Raw genomic sequence first — 26,319 nt, forward strand, 5'->3', positions numbered from 1 at the left:
TATGGATGATTAATTCTTATTTTTACCCTTTTTCTCCCTAACCAAACCATATTGATATCATTCCTAAATAACTAACAAGTAAATAATGATAAATTGCTAAGTTATGTTTCATCCGATACTAGACACTTTCAGGATGAAAACTTAAAGTAGCTTGCTTGTCCGAAATTTTTCCGTTTGATGTCAATTTAGACGAGAACCTAATCGTTCTTTGTTCCTTAATGTTTACAATAAATTTACAAATAAAAAATGGGGTTTGCTAAGGCTAGTAAATGAAGGTGAAAGTTCTCATATCTGGAAAAGCTCGATCGCATTCATAAATTTCTACTTATTACAGAATGCGATCGCATGATAATATTTCCCCAATAACTTAACTTCTTCTGGGTACATGGGTAAAAATCTGCTGTCCTTGAGCATCAAATACTAAAACAGCTAAATTCGCATTATCTCCAATTACTTCTAAGGCATTCTGTAAGGTTTCTAGGTGTTTTGTCACATCTGTAAAATCATTTTGTTCTCCTTGACTAGCATCAGTGACATTACTTTCCAAGGTTTGCTCATATTCGGGGGTGATACGAACATTAATAAATCGACTATCAACAGTAAAATTGCAAACTCGAATCATTCCCATACAGGTTTTTTCTAAGTCTGCATGGGTGATATCAATATTGATATCTGTAGTAGATTGAGATTTAGTTTGTGCTTCTTTGAGAGCGACAAAATATGCTTCTGCTAGGGGCAACGCTTGGTTATAAAAGGGACTTTCTATAGGTACTTGGCGAATTGCATTTAATGCCTGTTGCCAGTTATTTGCGGCTTGTTGCCATTGGTTTTGTTGTTGGTATTGTTCGGCAAGTTTTGCTGCTGTCACAGCTTGGGTAAAATTTTTGGTTGATTGTTCTAGTTTAACAGTGCGATCGCGAATTGCTATCAGTTTCGGTCGATATTCTGCTAACAATTTTTGAGCTTCTGCATAAGCTGGGCTAGTTTGGGGAATCCCTGTTAAGGCATTGATAACTACTTGCCAGGTTGCTTGTGCTTGTTGTAATTCTGGTAATGTTTTGGCTGTGGATTCACGTTGCATTGCGGTTTTGGCAACTGCTTGGGAATCATTAATTTTTTGCTGCCATTTGCCTTGTGCTAGTAATTGCACGTTTACGGCTCGTAAACCACTACGATAGATTGATAATTTTGACTGGGCAAAGTTGTATAATGTACTATCAGGGCGAATCGTTTCTAATGGTGCGATCGCTTTTCTCCACAACTGTTGTCTGACCTTTAATTCTTCAACATTAGTTGTCAAACCCCGCGATTGTTTGACTGCAATTGTAGCAGCTGCTAAAGCTTGATTCATCTGCGTAATTTGCTCTGACTCACTGATTAAATTTGCTTTAATTTGTGAGATTTCTTGCTGATGTAGTGACCAAGTTGGTATCTTTTGTAAAGATATCACATTCTGATCAAGCTGTTTTTTTAATAGTTGTAAATCAACCTCTGAATTTAGATCACCTGCTATCTGTTGTAATCTTCCCTCTAGAGATTTTGCTGTTTGTAATTCTTGACAAGTAGAGAATATGCAAGGACTCATGAGCAAATAACCAATGCTACCGAAAATACCAGCAGCCAGCAGCCCCATGAGTAAGAAAATTGCGAGATTAAAGTTACTTTTAAAGTTATTTTTAAATTTTGATGCTTGACTGTCGCGGAAATTGGGTATTCCCGCTAAAGGGTCGAATTTTTCTGCAACTACATCCCCAGTAATATGTAATAGTGAAGAGGAAGAATCAAACATTGTCGATGTCTGAGTCGATGTTGGGATATCTAAGTCCTCTACTTTGGTGAGGGAATTTTGATTTTTTTCAGGTAACTGTGTACAAATTATCAAATCTTTTTTGGCATAAGGGAGTTTTTCGCCAATTTGACGCAGGTATAGCTGTACTTTTTGCGTCTGATATACAGATAATGATTCCAATACTTCCCTTAATAATGTAAAAACTTTTTGGGCATCTGTCGTGACACTTTTGGGATGCTGAGTTAAAATCATTAATTGGTCATTTTTAACAGCACACTTAACAGCCAACATTTCCCCTGACGAAATATTTTGACACAAGTGCTGTTGTAAAATCTGCGATAAAAATTCCAAGTCTTCAATTTGGGCAGTAGCCTTCATGCCTGTATACTCTGGCGATGAAATACTTGCGTTTGTTGAATTTATAGACACAGTTTGACTAATCATAGTTTTCACATATAACCGCCAAACGTTCTAACACAATTTAATATTTTTCAGTAAAAGTAAAAATATATTTTGGCAATGATTAAAAATTTCTAAGTCTAAATTTAGAAGTATAGTAGCTAGCTATCAACAGTCAGATTTTTTCAGTTCACATGAGTATTTACATGCTAATTTTGTCCACAAAAATGGGAATGATAAGTATTTTGACTGCCAATCATTATCTGTCACTCATCGCTAACTCGAATTAACGTGGATTAAACTTATGGGAATTTGTCATATCTCTTCTATGGAAATAAATGCTCAAATTGTCATGATTTCGTGTCAAATTATCATCTGATTGCCCCTCCCCTGCTGAGTCTGAATTTAAATGGATTGTCATAATGGGCGAGTCAACAAGAAATGCTGCCTCTACGAAAACAGACTATGTCATGAAGCTTTGAATTCGCACCTTTAGCTAATTATTCCTCGATTCTGCGGAATTCTCGCCAAGCTTGTAACAAAGATGTCTCCCATATTTGGATACAAGCAATATTACTGATAAAAATCATCAAGATTTATTTTTATATGAGAAAAAAACAATCATTCGTAATTTACCAAGTCTACTGAATTGGATAGAATTGAAAGCAGTAAAAAAACTTTTTATAGCGAATCAAAGCCAAATAAATGTATGAGATGCTGCCCAAGGCAAATTGCTAGAAGCGGTAGAACTGATACTTAAAGTGGCGATGACAGGTGCACGGTATGGATTTATTAGAGTATCAGGTGAAAGAATGGTTTGGACAAATTGGTATTCCCGTATTACCCTCGCAACGAATTGATCATCCGACAGATTTAAAACGGTTAAAAATTCCTTATCCAGTTGTACTCAAATCCCAAGTACATAGTGGCGCAAGGTTAAAAGCTGGTGGAGTACGCTTTGTGGGAACTACAATTGATGCGATCGCAGCTGCCCAAAATATCTTTAACCTGCCGATAATGGGTAATTTGCCAGAAGTATTGCTGGCGGAAGCTAAATACGATGTCGAACAAGAATTATATCTTGCCGTCGTTCTTGATACTGCGGTTTGTCGTCCTGTCCTTTTAGGTTGTCCCGAAGCCGATATCGATTGGGAATCTGTTGGCGAAAAAATGCAGCATGTAATCGTCGAGCAAGAGTTTTCACCGTTTTATGCCCGCAGGTTAGCATTAAAAATGGGATTGCAAGGGGCTTTGATGCAAGCCGTCAGCAATGTAATTGAAAAAATGTACCATTTATTTGTCGAAAAAGACCTAGATTTAGTGGAAATCAACCCCCTAGGGATAAATTCTACCGGACAAGTAATGGCATTGAATGGTACAGTATGTGTGAACGAAAGAGCGATCGCCAGACACCCTGATATCGCCCTAATGGCAACAAAAATGGTGCATCGCCACAATGGTAACGGGAGAAATATCCATCTTAGTGACTGGGATGGAGTGGAACTCAATGGCAAAATCGGTATATTAGGAAATGGTGCCGGCTCAGTGTTAGCAACAATGGATTTAGTCTGCAATGCTGGAGGAAAACCGGGGGTTTGTCTAAATTTACGCCATGCTTCCTCGATTGATACTTCCCCAACAACCTTTCGTAGCCGCCTCGAAAAAGCTTTGAGAATTATGGCTGCTGACAAAAGTATTCAAGTTATACTAATTAATCTGTTGGGTAGTATACCTCAAGCTACAGAAGTTGGAGAAGTCATTATTGATTTTATTCAACAACAAAAAAGCGAATCTAAAATCCAGACATCACGTTCTCATGGCAACAAAAACCGACGCGATAGTAGTTATCCGCGTTTAGTGGTTAGGTTAGCTGGTGCTGATTTTGACATTGCCAAAAAACAATTGGCGGAGTTAGAAGCACATAACGATTTCCCGATAGAAATGGTAGAGAACTTAGATGAAGCAGTTAGCGAAGCGGTTCGTTTTGTGAAAACAGTTACGTCTAAAAAGTAGATTTTGATGTTAGAGACTATTTATTTATTACAAGCCTTTAGCTATTAGTCTTTAAGTCTAATCGGAAGGCGCTATAGCGATTTAGGGAGTTCAGTTTCTAACCGTTTTTGCTATCGAAAGTGAATATTCAGCATAGTTGCCCAGGGAGAAACCCGGTTTCTTGGATTTAGGATTTACTGGATAAGTAGCCTCTGAGATATTGATGCGAGATTAAGAAATAATGAGTCACAATTCATTTGTTCAGTGCTGAAAGAACCTCCATAAAATTCAGGAGTAAAAATCAAATAAAAATATTCTATTTCTCGGTGGTTTTTGAGAAAGAAATATAGCCGTTATTAGGGAAGTATGCCCAATGTTTTATTTTGTCATGTAGGTGAGATTATTCTGTTTATCTAAAGGGAACAGAATGCTCTTGTTAAGCTGATACGCAGTTAAATTGTATAAAGAGAAAACATCTAGCTATTGTAGTGCGGAGAGGAGTTGCGGGGAGATATTCTTCACGGAAAACTCCGGGGCATCCTGCCCGCTTTGTCTATATAAATTAGAGCTTAACAGCTTACTAGGGTAGTTAGAACAACTTTACAATACTCAGATAGTTAGATAGTTACAAAGCAAAGTTTGACAAAATTTACTACTAGTGACTGCTAGAGATATTTTTGTTTTTTTCATTAATCTTAATATCTTGTGTATCTCCGTATATAATGCAATCAAACTGCAAATATATGTGATGATACTACATTCTTTTTGCTGGTTTTCATCGCTAAATCAAGAGCTTAGGCTTTAATACTGAGTAATTAAAAAACATCAATTTTTATTGGTGCAAGATGTGAGTTAATAAACAATGGAGAGAATACCACTGTTTCAGTTTACATTCTCAGTCCTTTCCCAATCAAAAAAAATCAGGTGAGTAGACATAGTTGTCGTGTTCTTTTATGAATTTAACGCCAAACAGCAAAGTTATTATCCAAGGCTTTAGTGAATTTATTTCATCAACGCATATCGCGCAGATGAAAGCATATGGAACCAACTTAATCGCTGGGGTAAATCCTGGATGCGGGGGACAGCAAATACATAACTTGTATGTCTTTGATTTAGTTGAGGAAGTAGTTAACGAACACGGAATAATTGATACTACTATTATTTGCGTACATCCCTATCAGGTATTAGATGCAGCATTAGAAGCGATCGCATCTAACATCCGTCAAATTATCATTATCTCTCCCGGTGTACCCTCTTTAGATATGGTACAGCTTCTCCGCAAAGCCGAAGCAACCGACACCATTGTGATTGGTCCCAACAGCCCTGGTATTATTGTACCTGGAAAAATCCTTTTAGGGACGCAACCTGGAGAATTTTATACACCTGGCTCCATAGGAATACTGAGTAGAAGTACCACCCTCACCTATGAAATTGCCAGGGAATTGACCAAAGCTGGATTAGGACAATCCATTAGTGTCAGTATTGGTAGTGATGCGATCGTTGGTTCATCATTCATCCAATGGCTGCAAATCCTCGATGAAGACGAAAGCACTGAAGCAATCGTTCTCGTCGGACAACCGGGAGGAGGCAGTGAAGAAGCCGCAGCCCGTTACATTGCCGAAGCCATAGACAAACCCGTAATTGGCTATATCGCCGGCACTCAAGCTCCCAGGGGCAAACATTGGCGGCAAACCGGAACTCTGGCAGCAGTGATTGGACGTGATCCGGATTTTGGTTCCGCCAAAAACAAGTTAATTGCTTTCTCAGAAGCGGAAATTCCCATTGCCGAAAGACCATCTTTGATTCCCCAGTTACTCAAAAAAGCAATTAAAAAGTAGAAATGGGAAATACCTCTATGATTTAATTCAGAGATGGGCACTCTAACATCCTAAATAATAGTGATTCCAAAAATATGTGCTTTAATTAAATAATTTTCCCTAACCCTGCCCGTGAGTGGCAGGGTTGTTATTCGATTATCAGCCTGCCGAAAAATCTGTGATTAGGCTGCTATTTTACGTTTAAAAAACTTCATCCTTTATTAATTAATCAGCTTCAGTTTTACAGTGGACTTTGAACTGCGAAGCGCCGATGTAACAAAACCGTACCCCAATTAATTATTAAACAACTCACTGCTAGTGATAGCAAAATGTAAGTCGCTGCCATGACGACACCAACTTGAAACCATGTATAAACATGTAATATCATTACCAATGCGAACATACTAGCGATCGCCGCAGGTTGCTGCACCTGTTGTCTCCCCCGTTGTTGAAATGCCCAAACCACTGTCACCAATGTTGTCAGTAAATTGGCTGGCACCAAAAACGCGCAAATTCCGATACAATGTGTCCGGGAAAATTCTGCTAAAGTGTTGAAATCGAGCATTAGTTCTACTGATTGTTTATGTCTATTATAGTTTTTTCTATTAGTTATTAAAGTGATTAATTATAGGTGCAAATCAATACTAATAAAACTTACACCATATTCATCGAAATTAATCTTAAATGATTCTGTAGATAACTCCTAAAAGCCAGTGTTGCCGATTAAGTATAACTCAGTAGTGAGAATTAAAAAAAAATACTATCTTTCTCAATTATACTAGGACTTCTACTATAGTCATCCTCAATGAGATTATCCCATTATTTATCAAAATTACAGCCTAGTATTCTCAAGAATACCAGGCTAACTAATTTTACAAGAGTCTATCTCCTATCAACAAATTACCTATCTAATTTTGCTTGCGAGCAATAAAATATTTGCTCATAAAATGCACCTGCATCTCGATATCTACAAACCCCGCTTGCTGCAATCTTTCCTCTAAATTATCCGTCATATAATGGCGATAATAGGGTTCATGGAAAGTTTCATAAAAGCTATGCATCATAAATTCCAAGTCGGGAGAATCACTAACTTGAATAGAATCGCAAATCACAAAAACTCCACCCGGTTTTATCACCCGGAAAGCTTCATTAATTACATTCTGACGTGCTGCTGGGGGTAATTCATGAAACAGGAACACCGATGTTAACCCATGAAAATAATTATCCAAATAAGGCAACTCTTCACTATTTGCCTGTAATAATTGGGGTAATTCTCCAGGAATTTCGGAAAGAAGCTCGTTTGCTTTCCGTAAATAAGCAGGTGATAAGTCCGTACCGAATAGAGATGCCTGCGGTAAGGTATTGCGAATCATTTTTAAAGTACGTCCTGTTCCGCAAGCAATATCCAACACCCGCACTTGGTTGGGAGAAACATCTGTGAATACCCTCAGTTTCTCCTTCAAAGGAGCCAGTATTCTTCTCCGCATGGCATCCGCAGAACCACCAAATAGAACCTCAACTTGTAAATCGTATAAATTTGCCGATAGCTCACTTAAATAACCATCAGTTTGATGGTGAAAGTTTTGTACGTAGTAACTTGGGTATCCTTGTGTATCAATTTCGGCAGAGAAATCTTGATAGTTTTTTTGCTTGGTGCGTTCCCAAATTTGCGGTAAATCCAACCATACCATCGGATAGTATTTAAAAAAATCTTCCCAGGGATTATCAAACAGCAAGCTAACGGGATATATTCCCCGTTCTGCATCCTGCCAATCAACCTCATTGAGATGATTTTGCCTTTGTTGCAGTTTGAATATTAATTCCCCAGAGACAGGTGTGATTTTGCGATCGCTCGGCGATATCAGTTCTTTGAGCCTGCCACTCAGGGTTCTGTGAGCTATACCAAAGTAATTTTTACCCTGCTGCAAGGTTTGATAAGTCAACTTTGTCAAGATGTCAGACATGGGAGCGTTTGATTTTTTAAACTGAGTTTATACGTACATATAAAGAATTGTAACGAAAACTCTCATTTTGTATAGCTTACCCAGCAGTAGAAATACAGAATATATAGGTAGTGGCGTGGCAAGGACAGAAACACAGCTTAATTAACCCATGAGAATCACTGTATCAATCACATGAATAATCCCATTATCTGCTTCGATGTCAGCCGCTAAAACTGTCGCATTTTTCACTTCAAAGCCATCTGCACAGTTAATATTAATTGTTGAGCCTTCAACAGATGTAACTGTTCCTAACTGAGCAAGGTCTGCTTTTGTTAACTTTCCCGGTACGACATGGTAACAAAGAATCCGAGTTAACTGGGGAATATTTTGCACTAAGGTTGTAATTGTGCCAGGTGGTAGTTTGGCAAAAGCATCATCATTAGGTGCAAAAACTGTAAAAGGACCTGGACTTTTTAAGGTTTCGACTAAATTCGCAGCTTGAACAGCAGTAACGAGTGTCGAAAATGAACCTGCACCAACAGCAATATCAACAATATCAGCCATGTTTTCCCGAATATATCTGTGACATAGATTTTAAAATATTGTAAATAAGTTTTGTATTAGTATTTTTCGATGATTGCGATTGATTGTGAATATGGTTAATTTGACTTACGGGATTTTGGGGACGGGTGCTTTAGGTGGTTTTTATGGTGCAAAGTTGCAAAAATCTGGTTTACCAGTAAATTTTTTGGTTCGTAGTGATTACCAACACATAGTTGAGCATGGCTTGATGATTGAGTCAATAGATGGCAATTTTCATCTCCCAAAAATTAATGCTTATATAGATGTGGACAAGAAAATGCCGCGTTGCGATGTGGTAATTATTGCGATGAAGACAACACAAAATTACCAACTACCCCAAATATTACCCAGTCTAGTTAAAGATGATGGGGTGGTATTAGTGCTACAAAATGGTTTGGGTATGGAAACTGAAGTTGCAAAAATAGTTGGTAATGAAAGGGTAATTGGGGGATTATCTTTTTTGACAGCAAATAAAATTGCACCGGGACATATTCGCCATCTGAGCTATAAAAATATTATTTTGGGTGGGTTTGCGGCAAATTATCAACTCGTGGAAATTAATAGTCGAATGCAGCAAATTGCCAGTGATTTTGAGAATGCAGGGATTCCAATGGAGTTAACAACAGATTTATTGCTCGCACGTTGGAAAAAGTTGGTTTGGAATATTCCTTATAATGGATTATCAGTCATTTTAAATGCGTCAACTGCTGAGTTGATGGCAGATATGCATACTCGTGAACTGGTAGAAAAAATCATGAATGAAGTCGTGTTAGCGGCAGAAATTTGTGGTCGAGAAATCCCTCATAGTTTTGTACAGTTAATGTTGGGGAATACGGCAAAAATGCCATCATATCAACCGAGTATGAAGATAGATTTTGATGAGTGTCGTCCTTTGGAAGTGGAAGCAATTTTTGGGAATCCTTTGAGAATTACAAGTACATTCGATGCTCATGTATCAGACAAATTACCTTTAATTAATTGTCTCTATCAGCAATTAAAGTTTTTGGATACTAAAAATCGCGATCGCATTTGATAATTTTCTCTATTTTTCAGTAAGTTAAGATGATTTCCCAGCAATCAAATTCAGATTGCTCCAGAAAATAGTATGATTTTATTGACCTAAATCAAAATTAATGGGTTATGGATAGTTTTCAACTCAAAATTGGAGAGAGAATCGGTGTATTTTTCTACGATGACTGGCGCGGGAGTAAAGCTGTAATTGATGAAATTGAAGATATTTCTGTGATTGGTACTGTAACTTTAAAGTCAGGAATTCGCTATAATAAATTGGGGCAGCAAGTTGGTGCTTTAGGTGAAGGGACTTCCCTATGTACAGTAGAAAAAGCACAAGAGATTATTAATAAATCTTCTCTAAAAACAGAGAATACATCAGAAAATGAAGAAGATAAATCCGGAGATAATCTTGTCGAAAAGAAACGCGATCGCATCTCTCAAACTAATCATTATGCGGCTAAATTAGCTGCTCAATCGGCAATTAAAATATTGAATCAACATGGTTTATTTAATAGTGCAGATGCAAATATTGATGTCTTAGCAACTAAAATTGAACAATTAATTATTTCTGATTTAGAAAATTTGGGGAAAAATAATTCACATTAAACCAGATGCAATCCAAATGTATTTAGAGACGCTACATCTACGTCCCTAAATATCTAACTTTTTTCTGAAATAAAGTTTCCTCAACTAAACTAGATAAATAATTGCCAATACACCCACAGATTTGTTTACGGATACTTACAAACCCATGACTAAACGATAATGTGCTTCTAAATCAGCCACACTCTGAGACTTACGTTTAGTTTGCCATTGACTATGTTTAAATAATTCTTGGCGTAAATTATCCACATCAATCGTTGTTACTTGCCCATTGGCAACAACTTGTTTTCCATTCACCCAAGCACTATTAACTATATTACTAGGACGACCGAGAACTAACAAACCAATTGGGTCAGTACGCGGTAATAATGATAAACTAGTCAAATCATAAAGCACTAAATCAGCTTTTTTATCAATATCCACGGAACCTAACTCATCACCCAGATTCAAGCCAATTGCACCACCCAAAGCAGCCATTTCCACAGATTGCCGAGGTGTAATCCAATGTTGATAATCGAAATCTGTAACATTGTGCAAAATTGAACCAATTTTAATCGCTTCTAGTAAATCTTGTGAATCATTACTGGAAGCACCATCACAACCAAAAGAAACATTCACCCCAGCTTGACGATATTTTAAAATCGGCGCAATCCCACTACCCAAACGTAAATTACTCAGGGGATTATGAACAACTGTTGATTTAGTTGCCGCCAGAATTTGAATATCTGTATCAGTGAGGTGAACGCAATGTGCTAATGATGTGCGGGCATCTAAATAGCCAAGACGGTGCAAATGTTCAACTGCGGTACAGCCGTATTTCTCTTGGGCTAATTTCTCTTGCGCTTTCGTTTCCAATAAATGCGAATGTCGGCAAAGATGATATTTATTACTAAGTTCTGCACAGCCTTGAAATAAAGCATCAGTACATAATTGAATCCCCGTTGGTGCTACTAAAATATTCACACCTGCATCAGGATTATGAAACTGTTTTGTTGCCTCTTCGATAATATCTAATGTTGCTTGAGTCGAACGAAAATAGGGTTCATAATTTTGCTTTGTACCCCCAGCAGGAATCCCCGCAGCTAAAGATTCATCTTGAATTAATGGGGCAATAAAAGCGCGAATTCCCACCTCTTTGTAAGCACGTACCGCAGTTGCAATAGTTTCCAATTCCTTACCAGGAATCAAAACCAAATGATCAACAACACTAGTACCACCAGAAAGTAGTGTTTCGACAGCAGTACCCAATGCACTCAAATAAACCTTTTCCAAATCAAGCGGCGCAAAATCATAGAGTTCTGCTAACCATAATTCCAGAGGAAACATTGACATGATTCCCCGTTGCCACATTTCTGAAGAATGGGTATGGGCATTGACAAAACCTGGCAGTAAAAGCTGATTTTCAGCATTAATTAATGTACTAACTGAGACATCATCCTGGTCAAATTCCTCAGAGATAGCGCGAATTTCCCCATCTACAACCCTTACAGATTGAGTAATGTAATCATCTTCTGTAGCAATTAAAGCATTCTGAATAGTAAAGTCCACGATTTTAACCTTAGTTAAGTAACTAAACGCAATAACAGATTTTCGAGTTAAAAAGAATATTAGGGAAATGGTTTATGGGTAATAGTTAATTTTAATTAATTGTAATTTTAATTACACAATAGCCCATGCCTAATGCCCAATTTCTCTTTCCACATTCTCTAATTATTATGAATCTACCCCTTCGGAAACTAGGAATAGCACCAAATGCTTGGACAGTGAATCATGAAATTGCAGATATTACCCGTCCCCCTGACAATCCACAACCCGTTATCTTAGCAACTGCTACCAAACAGGTGCGCGTCGATTTAGCAAAAACTGCTATCCTCGTCATCGATATGCAAAATGATTTTTGTCATCCCGATGGTTGGTTAGCGCATATTGGTGTTGATGTTACCCCAGCTAGGCAGCCAATTAAGCCTTTGCAAAATTTATTACCTGCTCTGCGTCAAGTAAATATCCCAGTCATCTGGCTAAATTGGGGCAATCGTCCCGACTTGATGAATATTAGCGCCAATGTATTACATGTATATAATCCTACTGGCGAAGGTGTCGGCTTAGGCGATCGCTTGCCGAAAAATGGTGCAGAAGTTCTCATGGAGGGTAGCTGGGCGGCTGCGGTAGTTGATGAACTGGAACAGTTACCCCAGGATATCAAGGTGAGTAAGTATCGAATGAGCGGCTTTTGGGATACTCCTCTAGACAGTATCCTCCGTAACCTGGGAAGGACAACTTTACTTTTTGCGGGTGTAAATGCAGATCAGTGTGTGATGGCAACGTTACAAGATGCTAATTTCTTGGGCTATGACTGTATTTTAGTGGAAGATTGTACTGCTACAACTTCACCGGAATATTGCTGGCAAGCAACTATATATAATATCAACCAATGTTTTGGTTTTGTGACCAATTCGCAAATAATTAAAAAAGCACTGAATGCAGAGTGAGTAATTGAGGATTTAGTTTGAGTATTACGAATTGCCAGATTAACCATTAACCATTAACCATTAATAATTTCCAATTAACCAGGAGACAATAAAATGCGCCTCACAAGTTGTGTAATTCCTGTTGTTAAATCTCCCAAAGATTATCAAACCTATCGGATTAGCCCTAATGATAGTAATCGGTTAGCGATTGTATTTGATACTGCGAGTGCAAATACATCTTTGACTTGTTGTGTGGAAATATTTGATGTTGGTGGTAAAACCCCACCAAATCGCCATCAGTGGGCTATAGAAATGTTTTTTGTCATTAAAGGTGAAGGTGTGGCAATGTGCGATGGTAAAACTGTTCCTATCAAAACAGGAGATAGTTTGCTAGTTCCACCCACGGGAACCCATATGATTAAAAATACAGGTTCTTCGCGTTTATATACTTTGACAATTATGGTTCCCAATGAAGATTTTTCTGAGTTAATTCGTAGTGGTACACCTGTTGAATTGGATGAAGAGGATATGTCGGTGCTGAGTCGATTAGTTGCCTAATTTTGGCAAACCAATTGTGAAAAAAATATAGAAGCGATCGCATCTGCATATTTATGTCAAATTTGGGATGCGATTTCATCTATCCTGCGGGTGATTAGACTTTACCAATGCCTATGAGCTAACCACCCCAAGCAAAATCAACCTTTACTGCTAGTCCACGACAGTAACTTTGTCGGTACAAAAATCTCCGCGTCTCCGTGTCTCAGTATCTCCAAGTCAATCTCAACCAGTTAATTTTGGGCTGATGAGCCACTAGGTTCCAAGCGAATTAATTGTCCCTCTTGTTCATCAGTTAAGACATACAGGAAACCATCTGCGCCTTGGCGAACATCCCGCACCCGTTGCCCAATATTGAGCGATCGCTGACTGATAATGTTACCATTGGCATCTAAGTCGATATGACGTACATCTTGGGAAACTAATCCTCCTGAAAATAAATCGCCCTTGTACTGCGGAAACTTATCGCCATTGTAAACAGATAGCCCTGAAGGTGCGATTGAAGGAGTCCAAACAACTTGGGGATTTACTATTCCCGCACGGCTACGTTCTGGAGAAATTTCGCCTCCTGTATACTCCTGACTGTAGGTGACAACTGCCCAACCATAATTTTTACCTGGCTGGATTTGGTTGATTTCATCCCCACCACGGGAACCATGTTCGCTTGCCCATACTTTTTGGGAAATCGGGTCGAAAGTCAGTCCTTGAATGTTACGATGTCCGTAGCTCCACACCGCAGGTTCAGCATTTTTGTTGGTTACAAATGGATTATCTTTGGGTATAGTACCGTCATCGTTTAACCGTACAATTTTACCCAGATGGCTTTTCAAGTTTTGCGCTTGCTTGCGGATTAGCTCTCCATTTAATTGAATTGGGGGGTTGCCACCATCACCAATGGATACGAGCATTGTATTATCTGGTAGCCAAGTCATCCGCGAACCAAAATGTTGTCCCCCTGGCTTGGCTTGAGAAACCTCGAAAATTACCTGTAAATTTTTGAGTGCTTTGCCATCAAAAGTTGCCCTTGCTACCCTTGTTCTGTTAGCCCTTTCTGTGCCGTGAGCATAGGTAAGATAAATCAGGCGATTTTTCGCAAAGTTGGGGTGTAGGGAGATGTCCAGCAATCCGCCTTGACTAACGGCTAAGACTGGAGGTACACCCGTAATGGGTGTGGGATCAAGTTTACCATTACGAACTATTCGTAACCTTCCTGGACGTTCGGTAATTAGTATTGCTCCGTCGGGAAGCCAAGCCATACCCCAAGGATTTTCTAACCCTGTCACAACCGTCACCTGTCGAAAATCTTCAGCAGGGGGGACATTACTGACGGGTTTAATTTCGGCGGATGCTGTTTCTGTTGGGTTATTTTTGGCGGGACTTTGGGAAACGAATGATGCACATCCGGTAAAAAGTAATACTATTAAGGCAAATTCCGCTTTTTGGATGAAGTCAGAAGTTAGTGCTTTCATAGTTAATAGGCATGACACAGCAGATTCTGAATCCATCTTAACGCGGGTAATTCTTTGCTTTCTTGGGGTGATTATAATCGCTGTTGAATTTCCGCAGCTAAATCATCGAGGGAAACTTCAATTTGTTCCCGTGTTTTTAAGTCTTTTAATGCGGCTTTTTGCGATGCGGCTTCTGCTGCACCAATAATCACACAAAATTGAATTCCTTGCTTTTCTGCTAGTTGAAATTGCTTGCTTAATTGTCGGGCATCAAAACTAGTAATGACATTAATTCCAGCTTTTCGTAATTTTTGCGATACATTTAAATAAACTGGCATTAAATCATTTTGCATATTTAATACCATTACCTGTGCTGGAGTTGCCGCTAAAGGATGAAGAATACCAGCTTTGAGCAAACGACTAATTAAACGAGTTAAACCAATAGAAATTCCAACTCCGGGCATTTTTTCACCCAGAAATACACCCACTAATTCTTCATATCTACCACCAGAACAAATACTACCTAAAGCTTCATGTCCGAGTAATGTTGTCTCGTAAACTGTACCTGTATAGTAATCGAGTCCCCGGGCGATCGCTAAATCAATACAATATCTATTTTCAGCGACTCCAAGATTACGCACACCAGCAATAACTGTATCTAATTCTCTAACACCTAAGTTAAATATTTCGGCTTCTGGCATTGATTCACTCAGATGTTTGAGTTTATCTAACATCTCGTCAACTGAGCCTTGAATATGAATAAATTGAATAATTTTATCTATACCTTCAGTGGAAATTCCTTCTTTTTCTAATTCTTGTTTAACTTTAGTTTCGCCAATTTTTTCGAGATTATCAATAATGCCAATACAAGCTTTAATTTGATTGGCAGCAACACCTACAGATTGGAAAAAGCCTGTGAGAATTTTCCGATTATTAATCCGAATCCGAAATTCACCAATGTTAATTTTCTCAAATATTTCGGTAATAATTGCTGGCATTTGTGCGTCATACAGCAAACTCAATTCGCGTCTACCAATGACATCAATATCACATTGACGAAACTGGCGAAAACGACCATCTTTTGCCCGCTCTCCACGAAACACCATATCCATTTGATAGCGTGCAAAGGGAAAATTTAAATCATTCAGGTGACGGGCAATATATGCAGCGAGAGGAACAGTTTGGTCAAATTTTAAAGCTCTTGCTTCTGAACCATTATCACTACTTTTATCAGCTTTATCTTTTTCAGCTTGACGATTTGGCGGTAAAATTGGACTAATCCCGTAGATAATATTATCACCTTGATTTCCCTTTGCTTGTAAAACTTCTAAACGTTCGATCGCAGGTGTTTCAATTGGTGTAAATCCATAGCTTTCATAGACTTGGCGAATAATATCAAGTAGATATACTTCGAGACGTTTTTCTGTCGGGAGAAATTCGGGAAAACCACTTGGGGTAGAAAAATTTACTTTGTCTGTTTTTGCCATATTTTAAATAGATTAAGTCGTTCGGTGTTGAAAATTGTCGTTATGACAAGACAGGAGGCAGTCCCGATGGAAAAATTTCATCGCCAAGCATGAAAGGGGGACGCGGGGAATAATAAATGACTAATGACTCTTTCAAGCTAGAGGGCAGAGCTTTTTGGGCAACTTTACTTGCCGTTACACACTACTCACAGAGAAGCCAATTTACACATTTGGGATGCTCCCCTATACGTCTACAGTTTTTTTTTACGCCGTTCTACTTAATCTCTTGATTCCAGTGTCCCCGCGTCTCCCCATCTCCCCATCTCCCCATCTCCCGAATGTCCAATTAACTATTAAACCACCAAGAGTCTGGAATCGGTTTGTTTTTTTTATAGAGAGTTTTTTTCCGGAGGAAACGAGTTAGCGCAGTTATTCCGGTACGCGAATTGCCAATACCAGAAAATTTGAAGGCATTTTGCTCACCTTCGGGAAGGGTTATTGTTCCTTGAGACGCTGCAATTTGCAGGATAGCAAGGCTTGCGTCGTTAATGCTAATATTACCAGCTTGTACTTTTTCTGCAACTGCTTCTGCTTCTGCTTCTGATTCCGTAAATATAGCTGCACTTAGTCCGTAAATCGAATCATTGGCTAAGTTTACCGCTTCTTCTGAGTTTGTAACAGCCATTACAGGCATAATTGGCGCTAGGGTTCTTTCAGTCATAATTGACATTGAGTTGTCTACTGCGGTTAATACAGTCGGACGACACCACAAACCACCATTAATATTTTCTACTTCGCCACCACAATGTACAACTGCTCCATTTTCCTTTGCTTGTTGTAATTGTTCACGAATAATTGCAGCTTGTGGCACTGAGATAATGGGACCTAATTCTCCACTTTCTAATGTAGGATGTGCTATTTGCAAGCGGTGTGCTTTCGCTACTAATTGATGGTAAAAATCTTCAAAAATTGATTCTGCAACGTAAATTCTTTCTATAGCGTGGGCTGATTGTCCGCTATTTACTACCGCACCCCATAAAATAGCCGATGTTGCTAAATCTATATTGGCTGATTCTAATACTATTGCTGGGTTTTTACCGCCTAATTCTACACAGGCTGGGATGAATTGTTGGGCAGCAATTTCTGCCACAGCTCTCCCTGTTTCCAGATTACCTGTAAAGCAAATAAAATCAACCGACTCCACCACCGTTACTTCAGTATCCGCATCACCTTCAACAAAGGCTAACACATCTTTTAATTGGGGAATATTCGCAAATGTAGTCATTAAGGGAGCGATAAATCGAGGAGTAATTTCGCTGGGTTTTACGACTACAGCACAACCTGATATTAATGCTGGCAGCGTATCGATCGCAACTTGGAGTAAGGGAAAATCCCAAGGAGTAATCACACCCACTAATGGATATGGAACTGCTGTTTGTTGAAATTTAATCTGACTAATTGGCGTATCAAATTCATTTTCTCGTAGTAACCTGGGTGCTAAAATACACCATCTATCAATATTGCTAATAAATGAATCAACTTCAAAAATTGACATTGCTAATCGCCCAGTATCAACAATCAATGCTTCTGTTAATTTCTCACGTGCCTTAACAATTGACTGCTTCCAACTTTGTAGCGCTTCAATTCGCCCTTCTAAACCTAGAGCCAGCCAGCGCAATTGCGCCCTCCGTAATCGCTGAAATTGCTGTAATAAAAGCTTTTGTGGTGGAGGGATAACAACGTAATCATATTTACCAGAACGAGGGTTACGAATATCAATTGATTTAGACACAGGAAATTTTAGGTTTTGGTTAATAAATATAATTGCCAGGAATACAGGAGTTGAGACTCAGGATTATACTAAGAACGGTTAGAAAATGAACTTCATCAAAACTAGCATCAAAATTTGTCACCTAGAAAATGTAGCAAAAACGCTATCTTGTGATACGCTAATCAAGATTTGAGGTGTGAGGGAGAACTTGTCATGACAAAGCTGCGGGTAGGTTTGCTTTTTGGCGGGCGATCGGGCGAACATGAAGTATCAATCAAGTCTGCAAAGGCAATTTTCAACGCCTTCGCAACTGAAGAAAATGTCAGTAAATATGATGTCGTTCCTTTCTACATCCAAAAAGATGGCGCTTGGCAGGCGGGCGAAATTCCCCAACAGGTTATCACCTCAGGTCAACCATTACAAAATCTTGCTGCCTCTCCCAATCTGTGGCAACTACCCCCACAAGCCGCAGAAATGGATGTTTGGTTCCCGATTCTTCATGGTCCTAATGGCGAAGATGGTACAATTCAAGGCTTACTGACCCTAATGCAAGTTCCATATGTTGGTTCCGGGGTTCTCGGTTCAGCTGCGGGAATGGATAAAATTGCCATGAAAGATGTATTTGCCCAAGCTGGCATTCCCCAAGTTAAATACATGGCGGTAACTCGCAGCCAAATCTGGTCAAATGCTTGTATTTTCCCCAAACTCTGCGATGAAATCGAAACTAATTTGGGATATCCTTGCTTTGTCAAACCCGCAAATTTAGGTTCTTCTGTTGGTATTGCCAAAGTTCGCGATCGCCGAGAATTAGAAACTGCACTCGATAATGCTGCCAGTTACGATCGCCGAATAATTATTGAAGCTGGTGTTGTGGCGCGCGAAGTTGAATGCGCTGTGTTAGGAAACGACAGTCCTAAAGCTTCAATAATCGGGGAAATTACTTACAGTAGTGATTTCTATGATTACGAAACAAAATATACAGAAGGCAAGGCGGATTTACTGATGCCAGCGCCACTCCCCGAAGCCATAGTTTCCCAAATCCAAGAGTTGGCAATAAAGGCGTTTATAGCGATCGATGCTTCTGGCTTATCGCGAGTCGATTTTTTCTACGTCGAAGCCACTGGAGAAATTTTGATCAACGAAATTAACACCTTGCCAGGCTTTACAGCTACAAGTATGTATCCTCAACTTTGGTCACGTACAGGTGTCTCTTTCCCCCAATTGGTTGATCAGCTAGTCCAATTTGCGATCGAACGACATTCCACTCCCAACTAAAATAGTAGAACTGAATTTTATATATTTCTATTGAGAATAGTAATAAAAATTACAATCAAATTCCTAATTTAATGGGTTTATGTATTCTAAATGTCACAAAAAGACTACTTAAATCCAATATTTTACTACGGATACTCCAGGGTGAACTCCTCCAGTACAATTAGCCTTCTAGAGGGGTATAAAGCTGCATATCATCATGGAAAACAGTCAGAGAGTCCAGCATGAGTCACCAAAAACTGCTACTCCAGCGTTGAATTCAACTGCCGCAAAGAGGAAGCATAGCCCAGGGTTAGATTTTTGCCTACGCTTAATCGCGTATCATCCTTGGCTTTTGGTCGTAGGTTTACTAGTCACCTTTGCAGGTAGCGCTTATTTAGCGATTCGTAGTTTGGGACATGTCGAAAATATAGAAGAACCAAAAGTCTCGATAACCGAACAAGCCGAACGCGAAGCGGAAATGGTGGAACCAATTCCGAGTCCGCCATTAGAAAATACAAATCCATTACCATTTTGGCTGGTAATTGGTATTGCTATGAGTTGTGCGGGTGGTTGTCTCGTGATTTTTCGTTGGTTAAATCGTCCGCCGATTAGAGTCAAAAATCAAAAACAAGTAAATCGTTATCAAGCACGTCTTTTAAAACGTCAGCAACAACCAGAATCAAATATATTTGTGCAGCCTCGCGGACTTTCAGAACCCCGTGCCCTCAAAAATCCCCCGATTTTTGTGACACCTCCAATGAAGAGACAGTTGTCTCCCAAACCGCGAACAGCAAAATCGATGGTGACAATCCTACCACCTCAGCAAAATCAATCTTTTCATTCTCGTGGAGAATCACTTGCGGACTCATTGGATATTCGCAAGCAAATTTCTGCATCTCATTTTCTCCGAAAGTCTTGATATTTTTTTGATCTGAAACTTTTGATTTAACAATTTTGAACTTAAACTTTATTCAACTGAAAACTTTTTTTCTACGACTTTGTTTATGGAAAATAAGAAATTCCCCAAATTTCATTACTTGAGATGGTGGTATGTTAGGGCGGCTGACATCGAATAAGCTGATGTGCAGATAAATGACATAACCCAAAAACGTAAAATAATTGTAGTGCGGAGAGGAGTTTCCGGGGAGATGTTCTTCACGGAAAACTCCGGGGCATCTTGTATACAAACAAACTAGATGCGTCGTAGCTTACACCCTGAAAAAATCAGGGCTAGCCTAGTCAAATTACCTCTAACGCCATAACAAAGCCATGAGAAATGTCGTTGAAGTGTAGCAATTCTAGCTCGTGGGATTGAAAAGTTATGTATCTAGAATTAAAGATTTCAGAAGAAAAATACCTACTCAGTCATCACCGAATAGGTCTTCTTACAATAACTTCAAAGAATATCTATAAAATCTTGATTATTTTGCTGTTGTAGTAAATGCCATTAGTTGTGGTAGATTTAAAAAGAATCACAAGAAGACTCTAACTTTAGATACCAGGCAGTCATCTACCTTTTCTTGCAACTGCCGCTTTACTAGTATAATTTTATTCTTCTAAAATTCGCCACTTAGACTCTTAACTAACAGTAAATAAAGATTTCGATTTGAACTCAGCAAATACATTGTTTGTGAATATACAATCAAGGTAAATCAAACACAACATATAGGAATGAATCTGGATGTTTTTTAGTTAGTTTGCTAGCAGTTCTCTAAAACAATAGCTTAACGACAGTTAATCATTTGATGCGATCGCTACAGAATCAAATCAGATATCATAAATAAAACCTAAAGGATTTATTTTGTGATTATTAACTGCCATGATGAATAATTTTTGCTCGCAACCCAAAAATCACTCACACAAGCAAATAGCTTTAAAAACTGCCACTGTCAATTTCGTGCTAATTGCCAAATTTTAATCGTTTTATCACTACTAGCACTAGCAACTATACAGTTATCGGGGCTAATTGTCACAGAATTAACCGCACCCAAATGTCCCGTAAGGGTTTGTAATAGTTCTCCCGATGCTAAATGCCAGATTTTAATAGTTTTATCGCTGCTACCGCTAAGTAACATTTGTCCATCGTGACTGATTGCAACAGTCTTGACTTCACCTGCATGTCCAATAAAATTATGTAGCATTTTACCTGCACTTAAATCCCAGGCTTTAATTGTGTTATCAGTGCTACCACTAATCAATATCTGTCCATTAGGATGCAGCGCTAAGGCTTTTACACCCCCCGAATGTCCCATAAAAGTGCGTAAAGGTTCCCCCGTTTGGGGGTTCCAAAGTTTAATTTTGTTATCACTTGTACCACTAACTAAAATGCTACCGTCAGGGGTAATCGCAGTGGCATTAACTGCTGAGGAATGCCAGAGTGTACATACTCTGTCACCTTTAGTCAGGTTCCAAATTTTGATTTTGTTGCTACCGCTAGCGAGAATTTGCCCATCGGGACTAATGCTAACTACATTCACAGGTTTATTGTGTCCAAGCAGTGTATGAACTAATTTACCTGTGTTTAATTCCCAAACTTTGATGTTGCTGCGGGGGGTGTCACTAATTCCCACTGCTAAAAAGTTACCGTCGGGACTAACTGCGACTGAGGAAATTTCTCCCGTATGTCCGGTAATTGTTCTTAATATCTTACCTGTATGGATGTTCCATACTTTCACTGTTTTATCAGCACCACCACTGATAATGCTTTTACCGTCGGGACTAATGACGACAGATGTAACTTTTTCGGAATGTCCAGTCAGAGTGTTAGTTAGGTATGCATATTCTGAAGAACGTAGCGTTTTCAGTTCGGCAATATTATTTAATAATTCCTCTGCCAAAGTCAGATTTTGGAAATCATCAATGCTAGCAAAATAGGCTTTCAGCTTCTCAATGTATTCCTCATCTTCGATTCTCACTGCTGACTGCATTATTTGTAATGGATGATTAACCTGATTATTGGCTGAATGAGCAGGGAACTGTACCAAGTTTCGCATCTGTAACCAGGCATTCACCGAATAATCTACCTGTTCCTGTGCCAAAGTCTGCACTGATATTTGAGTTTTAGCACTATCGCTCAAACTTGATAAACTCTGCGCTAACTGCAAAGCTAATTCGGGAATCCAATAGCTGCGTTCGCTTGCCAAAGCTTGATAAACTTGTTTGTATCCAGATGCAATGGCGCTGATTGAGTCAAAATCGACACCATCTTCAACAAATCTCGGTAATAAATCCGGCAGTAACGGTGAGACATCGTGATGCACTAAGTGATATACATCTGCAATCCAGCTAGTAACTAGACAATGACAATTGACTAATACCTGACTTAGTTGCTCAAAATCTTGGCGATTAACTCGATATTTCAATGATATTTGACTAGTATCGATACCTTTTTGCTGCCACTTTTTCTCCCGTTCCCACATTTCTAAATTAATGGCATTATCTCCACCAATTGCATTAATCTCTTCTAAATCTTCACCTAATAAAATCAATTCATCACGCACTTTTTTCCATTGCAAAGCCCGATTTTTGGCAGATTGGTAAATAATTTGTTTATAGGGTATCCGCGAAATAGTTTTGTAATAATAATTGTCCTGTCCTAATCCCCAATAACCAATGCGAAAATTAATATATTCACCATCAGTCTCCGACTCTAAGATGAGGATTGGCTCCGATTTCAACATTCCAAATAGAGCCTTAATACTCGACTCACTGTGAAATCTCTTACTGTACCAAGCCCCAGCTAAAAACTCAGTCGGACGAGTTTGATTATGTAATGAATAATAGCAATTGAGAAAATTTCTTAATCCCTCCGCTAACATCAATTCAATATCAGCAATATCCTCTTCGCAACTATCGAATTTATCGAATAAAATCTTGGGCGGTGCCACAAAAATTTTCAGAGGAGTCCTAGCTATATCTACTTGAGATTCTAGTATTTGTGACGGGTATAATCGTAGAGGCCAACTATCAAGAATCCGATTCACCTCTGGTAATTTGAGGGTGGCTTCTCGTTCTTGTTGAGCTATTTCTAATTGAGTTTGTCGACTGTAAATAGCTAATTGCTGCTGCAATATTTTCTCGCGTTCTAACTCAAAAAAAGAAGATTTCTCTAAATTACTACTCGTCAGTGAATTATCAACAACTTCAAGAAACTCTTTAATTTCTTTGGGAGGTTGATACTTAGCAAGCATCCCACTTGCTTCATTTCGTCTTTGCACCAGATTTACGACAACTGGCGCAAACTCTAGCACAAGCTGAATTAATACTCTTATTCCTTGCTCCATAAGGAGTTTCCTGTTGAATCTATCGCCTCAAAGTGCGATTATTTTGGTTTAATCTTCTTTGCTATAACCTTCACTTACTTGCTGCCTGTTATCTGAATTCAACTCAGACAAGTCAATCCCAATACTTTCGGACAGCTTATTTTTAGCATACCTCGAAAGCTAGTGATAAAATTTTCAAAGCGTCATCTCTACCTCTAGAATACTAGCTGGAATAGAGTAATTTCTAACAACTACAGAACATATATCTTGAAAACTGCTGTTATTCAGCAGCATTTTTTGAGTACATGATACAAATCGTTCAAAACTTTACCACACTTATTGATAAATATTAGCAATTTCCTTAATTTTAGCTAAAATTAATCTCTACTTGTTAAACTGCTACGCAACTGTTACATCAATCAATACATTTCAGTTAATACTTTTTCAGTTGATACAGTAGATTTAATCGGCAAGATGCCCATACATACCACAAGACTTTTAGCTTTTAAGCCTATACCCCATCTACTTGCCAACTGCTGTGTATCGAAAAAACCAAGGTTTGGGGGAGAATCCCCCAAACCCTCTACAGAAGCTTGATTCGCTTAAATTGGGGATTAATTTTTGTCTCCGTTTCTCCGAGCCAATCTTAACCAGCCAATATACCTAGAAGCGGATTCCTAACTGCCCATTAAAACCACGTACAGAATTGTAACCAGCACCTACAAATACATTTTTGGTTGCTCCAACTTGGACACCACCAGAAACAGCCAAACCTTTGTCATTGGAATAGTATCCCAAGCCTACGTATGGAGAAAGATAAGGTAAAGATAAGAACTTTAATACATCGACACCAGTAGCTCCATCGGGACCAACACCAATCTCTGCTCCCAGATTTAGTGCCCTCGCACCTGCTGAGTAAGTAATATCACCATCTTTGCTGCCGACGGATACCCAAGGCTGGGGGACAAGTTGTGCGGAAGCTGGGAATGGGGCGAACAAAGTCAATAAACTTACGGATACCAATAGTTTTTGTGTTAAATTTTTCACGTTCATCTCCTCTTAAAAGTAATGTTGTGCGATCGCATTGTCGCTAATTTGTAATTTTTTTATCAGCATTACAGCTAAAAGCCAATAAATAAATCGTTTAGTAATTTGTGACGATTTTTACTCTCTCTGGGTGCCCAATGGTATTATTAAAGGTCATAATTCCTGGGAAATAAAAAATAATCAGGAAATGCACAAATTCCCCAGAAGTGAAAACACTAGGCGACATTCCTGAGAAAAATAGATACATTAATACTATAGTAATTTTACGCAGCGAAATTCATGTCACAGAATCTCCACAAAAATCATCGCAGTATCCGCATTCTCAGCACTGTCACCTTCCTTGCCCTAGCTGCTACGGCTTATAGCTGGATACAACAGCCAGTTTCAGCAGGTAAAATCACTCATATTGCCCAACAACCTGCACCTTCAGGTGTGAATTTAGATATTAATTCAGAAATCAAAACAATACCAAGACTATTAGGTAAAGCAACTGTCGTCGTTACAGTAAATAAAGCACCCATTACCATTGAAGTTGACGGGACAAATGCCCCAATTAGTGCAGGTAATTTTGTCGATTTGGTACAAAAAAAAGCTTATGATGGTCTAGTATTCCATCGTGTTGTCCGCGAGCCACAGCCCTTTGTAGTTCAAGGTGGTGATCCTCAGAGTAAAAACCCAAAAATACCTGTTGAACAATGGGGAACGGGTGGTTGGGTTAATCCAGCCACAGGAAAAACTCGTTATGTACCTCTAGAAATTAAACCAAGAGGAGCAAAACAGCCTACCTACGGTAAGGTTCTGGAAAATCGTCAAATTCCAGTGTTGCGACATAAACGCGGTGCTGTAGCAATGGCTCGTGCTAACGAAGCAAATTCAGCATCATCACAATTTTATTTTGCTTTGGATGATTTAGATTTTTTGGATGGTAAATACGCTGTATTTGGTTATGTTACTAAAGGGATGGATGTAGTAGATAAAATTAAACAAGGCGATCGCATCCAATCTGCTAAGGTGGTTAAAGGTTTAAATAACCTGAGAAAATAAATAATACAGAGATAAATTAAATAAATTTTAGTGTGAACGCGGATTAAATGCGATCGGGATCGATATTTAGTTCGCGTAATTTTGCTGCTAGCCGTTCAGCACGTTCTTGCGCTTGTTGAGCCTGTACCTGAGCCTGTTGAGCCTGTACCTGAGCCTGTTGAGCTTGTTGTTGGGCTTCTATTGCACGTATTGATTCTTGTTGAATCCATTCTTGGGGAGTGGGGTAGCGTTTTCCTTGTTCGTCATACCAGTACAACCATTCGCGTGTGACTCCAGAATAGTTACCCCTTTCACAACCGATTCCCAAGCCAATTTCTGGCATCCAAATGGGGTTTCCTTCCTGCAACACATATTCCCCATCTATTAATTTATAGACTTCTAAGCGAGGTTTGCGGCGGCGACGGGAGGAATAGACAACATAGTAAAGTATTCCTAAATCTGCATAATCATCTTTCTTATCGGTGTACTCTTTCCGATAATTCTGGGAAACTACTTCTAAAGCAAAAATCGGCACAACATTTTCATCCCACAATACGTAGCTGGGACGCAATTCTTCATCGTAAAAACGTTCAACCCCCAAGCTGAGAAAACCATCTGGGACTATTGGCGGTTGGTCTGGGTGATAATAAATACCCATATCTACACCAAACAACCAATCCATTCTCTCTGCCCATAGTATTAGCAGTATTGCTTTGAGTAACCCTGGTAATAATTCTTGGAGTTCGTTATCCACAGGCTGTTCGTCTGAATCGGGCAGTTCTTCGGCGGATGGTAGATATTTTGGCAATTTATACTTTAGCATGATGTGTTGCTCTAAATATTGGGGGACTAGTTAGAGAATTTAATTAAATATAAATTTAATCAA

Annotated in this window: 20 protein-coding genes; 9 read left to right on the forward strand and 11 right to left on the reverse strand. The window is 38.9% G+C overall.

The genetic code is table 11. The features are described from left to right. Positions 1 to 367: 367 nt before the first annotated feature. The gene (locus VB733_RS02345) at positions 368 to 2,167 is read right to left on the reverse strand and encodes a hypothetical protein (protein WP_323338505.1); all 1,800 of its coding nucleotides are present in this window, start codon (positions 2,165 to 2,167) and stop codon (positions 368 to 370) included. 804 nt (positions 2,168 to 2,971) lie between these two features. Here VB733_RS02345 and VB733_RS02350 point away from each other — a divergent pair. Both VB733_RS02350 and VB733_RS02355 read left to right on the forward strand, forming a co-directional pair. Further along, positions 2,972 to 4,201, forward strand: a complete 1,230-nt coding sequence (locus VB733_RS02350; RefSeq protein WP_323338506.1) for a succinate--CoA ligase subunit beta — start codon at positions 2,972 to 2,974, stop codon at positions 4,199 to 4,201. Between the two features lie 932 nt (positions 4,202 to 5,133). Then, positions 5,134 to 6,018 (forward strand): CoA-binding protein, encoded by an 885-nt coding sequence (locus tag VB733_RS02355; RefSeq protein ID WP_323338507.1) that lies wholly within the window; start codon positions 5,134 to 5,136, stop codon positions 6,016 to 6,018. Between the two features lie 220 nt (positions 6,019 to 6,238). On the opposite strand, the gene VB733_RS02360 is transcribed toward VB733_RS02355, so the two are convergent. From VB733_RS02360 to VB733_RS02370, 3 genes are all read right to left on the reverse strand, one after another. Further along, a complete protein-coding gene (locus tag VB733_RS02360; RefSeq protein ID WP_323338508.1) occupies positions 6,239 to 6,562 on the reverse strand; it encodes a hypothetical protein in 324 nt (107 codons plus the stop codon). Between the two features lie 343 nt (positions 6,563 to 6,905). Next, complete coding sequence (locus VB733_RS02365; protein WP_323338509.1) at positions 6,906 to 7,961, reverse strand: class I SAM-dependent methyltransferase; 1,056 nt, start codon at positions 7,959 to 7,961, stop codon at positions 6,906 to 6,908. A gap of 141 nt (positions 7,962 to 8,102) precedes the next feature. Then, a complete protein-coding gene (locus VB733_RS02370; protein ID WP_323338510.1) occupies positions 8,103 to 8,504 on the reverse strand; it encodes a fasciclin domain-containing protein in 402 nt (133 codons plus the stop codon). 91 nt (positions 8,505 to 8,595) lie between these two features. Between VB733_RS02370 and VB733_RS02375 the strand changes: the two genes are divergently transcribed. Together VB733_RS02375 and VB733_RS02380 are read left to right on the forward strand one after the other, a co-directional pair. After that, positions 8,596 to 9,555, forward strand: a complete 960-nt coding sequence (locus VB733_RS02375; protein ID WP_323338511.1) for a putative 2-dehydropantoate 2-reductase — start codon at positions 8,596 to 8,598, stop codon at positions 9,553 to 9,555. A 107-nt stretch (positions 9,556 to 9,662) separates the two neighbouring features. Further along, complete coding sequence (locus VB733_RS02380) at positions 9,663 to 10,142, forward strand: hypothetical protein (protein ID WP_323338512.1); 480 nt, start codon at positions 9,663 to 9,665, stop codon at positions 10,140 to 10,142. A 135-nt stretch (positions 10,143 to 10,277) separates the two neighbouring features. Here the strand turns inward: VB733_RS02380 and VB733_RS02385 are convergent, their stop codons facing one another. After that, a complete protein-coding gene (locus VB733_RS02385) occupies positions 10,278 to 11,687 on the reverse strand; it encodes an amidohydrolase (protein ID WP_323338513.1) in 1,410 nt (469 codons plus the stop codon). Between the two features lie 167 nt (positions 11,688 to 11,854). Here VB733_RS02385 and VB733_RS02390 point away from each other — a divergent pair, with 167 nt between their 5' ends. Both VB733_RS02390 and VB733_RS02395 read left to right on the forward strand, forming a co-directional pair. Continuing rightward, positions 11,855 to 12,628: an isochorismatase family cysteine hydrolase gene (locus VB733_RS02390; RefSeq protein WP_323338514.1), complete on the forward strand. Its 774-nt coding sequence runs from the start codon at positions 11,855 to 11,857 to the stop codon at positions 12,626 to 12,628. 93 nt (positions 12,629 to 12,721) lie between these two features. Next, positions 12,722 to 13,165 carry a cupin domain-containing protein gene (locus tag VB733_RS02395; RefSeq protein WP_323338515.1) on the forward strand — a complete coding sequence of 148 codons (444 nt, stop codon included), beginning with the start codon at positions 12,722 to 12,724 and terminating at the stop codon, positions 13,163 to 13,165. 230 nt (positions 13,166 to 13,395) lie between these two features. Here the strand turns inward: VB733_RS02395 and VB733_RS02400 are convergent, their stop codons facing one another. From VB733_RS02400 to VB733_RS02410, 3 genes are all read right to left on the reverse strand, one after another. Further along, positions 13,396 to 14,631, reverse strand: a complete 1,236-nt coding sequence (locus VB733_RS02400; protein WP_323338516.1) for a PQQ-dependent sugar dehydrogenase — start codon at positions 14,629 to 14,631, stop codon at positions 13,396 to 13,398. A gap of 71 nt (positions 14,632 to 14,702) precedes the next feature. After that, positions 14,703 to 16,097: a histidine--tRNA ligase gene (gene hisS / locus VB733_RS02405; RefSeq protein ID WP_323338517.1), complete on the reverse strand. Its 1,395-nt coding sequence runs from the start codon at positions 16,095 to 16,097 to the stop codon at positions 14,703 to 14,705. A gap of 325 nt (positions 16,098 to 16,422) precedes the next feature. After that, entirely contained in the window at positions 16,423 to 17,868 is a 1,446-nt protein-coding gene (locus VB733_RS02410) for an aldehyde dehydrogenase family protein (protein WP_323338518.1), read from the reverse strand. 192 nt (positions 17,869 to 18,060) lie between these two features. On the opposite strand from VB733_RS02410, the gene VB733_RS02415 reads away from it, so the two are divergent. Both VB733_RS02415 and VB733_RS02420 read left to right on the forward strand, forming a co-directional pair. Then, on the forward strand, positions 18,061 to 19,122 hold the full coding sequence (locus VB733_RS02415; RefSeq protein WP_323338519.1) for a D-alanine--D-alanine ligase family protein: 1,062 nt from the start codon (positions 18,061 to 18,063) through the stop codon (positions 19,120 to 19,122). A gap of 196 nt (positions 19,123 to 19,318) precedes the next feature. Further along, complete coding sequence (locus VB733_RS02420) at positions 19,319 to 20,020, forward strand: hypothetical protein (protein WP_323338520.1); 702 nt, start codon at positions 19,319 to 19,321, stop codon at positions 20,018 to 20,020. Positions 20,021 to 20,990: 970 nt separating this feature from the next. On the opposite strand, the gene VB733_RS02425 is transcribed toward VB733_RS02420, so the two are convergent. Together VB733_RS02425 and VB733_RS02430 are read right to left on the reverse strand one after the other, a co-directional pair. Further along, a complete protein-coding gene (locus VB733_RS02425; RefSeq protein ID WP_323338521.1) occupies positions 20,991 to 23,384 on the reverse strand; it encodes a WD40 repeat domain-containing protein in 2,394 nt (797 codons plus the stop codon). Between the two features lie 642 nt (positions 23,385 to 24,026). Then, on the reverse strand, positions 24,027 to 24,416 hold the full coding sequence (locus tag VB733_RS02430) for a hypothetical protein (protein WP_323338522.1): 390 nt from the start codon (positions 24,414 to 24,416) through the stop codon (positions 24,027 to 24,029). Positions 24,417 to 24,689: 273 nt separating this feature from the next. On the opposite strand from VB733_RS02430, the gene VB733_RS02435 reads away from it, so the two are divergent. Beyond that, positions 24,690 to 25,454, forward strand: a complete 765-nt coding sequence (locus VB733_RS02435; protein WP_323338523.1) for a peptidylprolyl isomerase — start codon at positions 24,690 to 24,692, stop codon at positions 25,452 to 25,454. A 43-nt stretch (positions 25,455 to 25,497) separates the two neighbouring features. Here the strand turns inward: VB733_RS02435 and VB733_RS02440 are convergent, their stop codons facing one another. Next, positions 25,498 to 26,256, reverse strand: a complete 759-nt coding sequence (locus VB733_RS02440) for a Uma2 family endonuclease (protein WP_323338524.1) — start codon at positions 26,254 to 26,256, stop codon at positions 25,498 to 25,500. Positions 26,257 to 26,319: the final 63 nt, after the last annotated feature.

Source organism: Calothrix sp. UHCC 0171, assembly GCF_034931845.1.
GTDB lineage: Bacteria > Cyanobacteriota > Cyanobacteriia > Cyanobacteriales > Nostocaceae > Brunnivagina.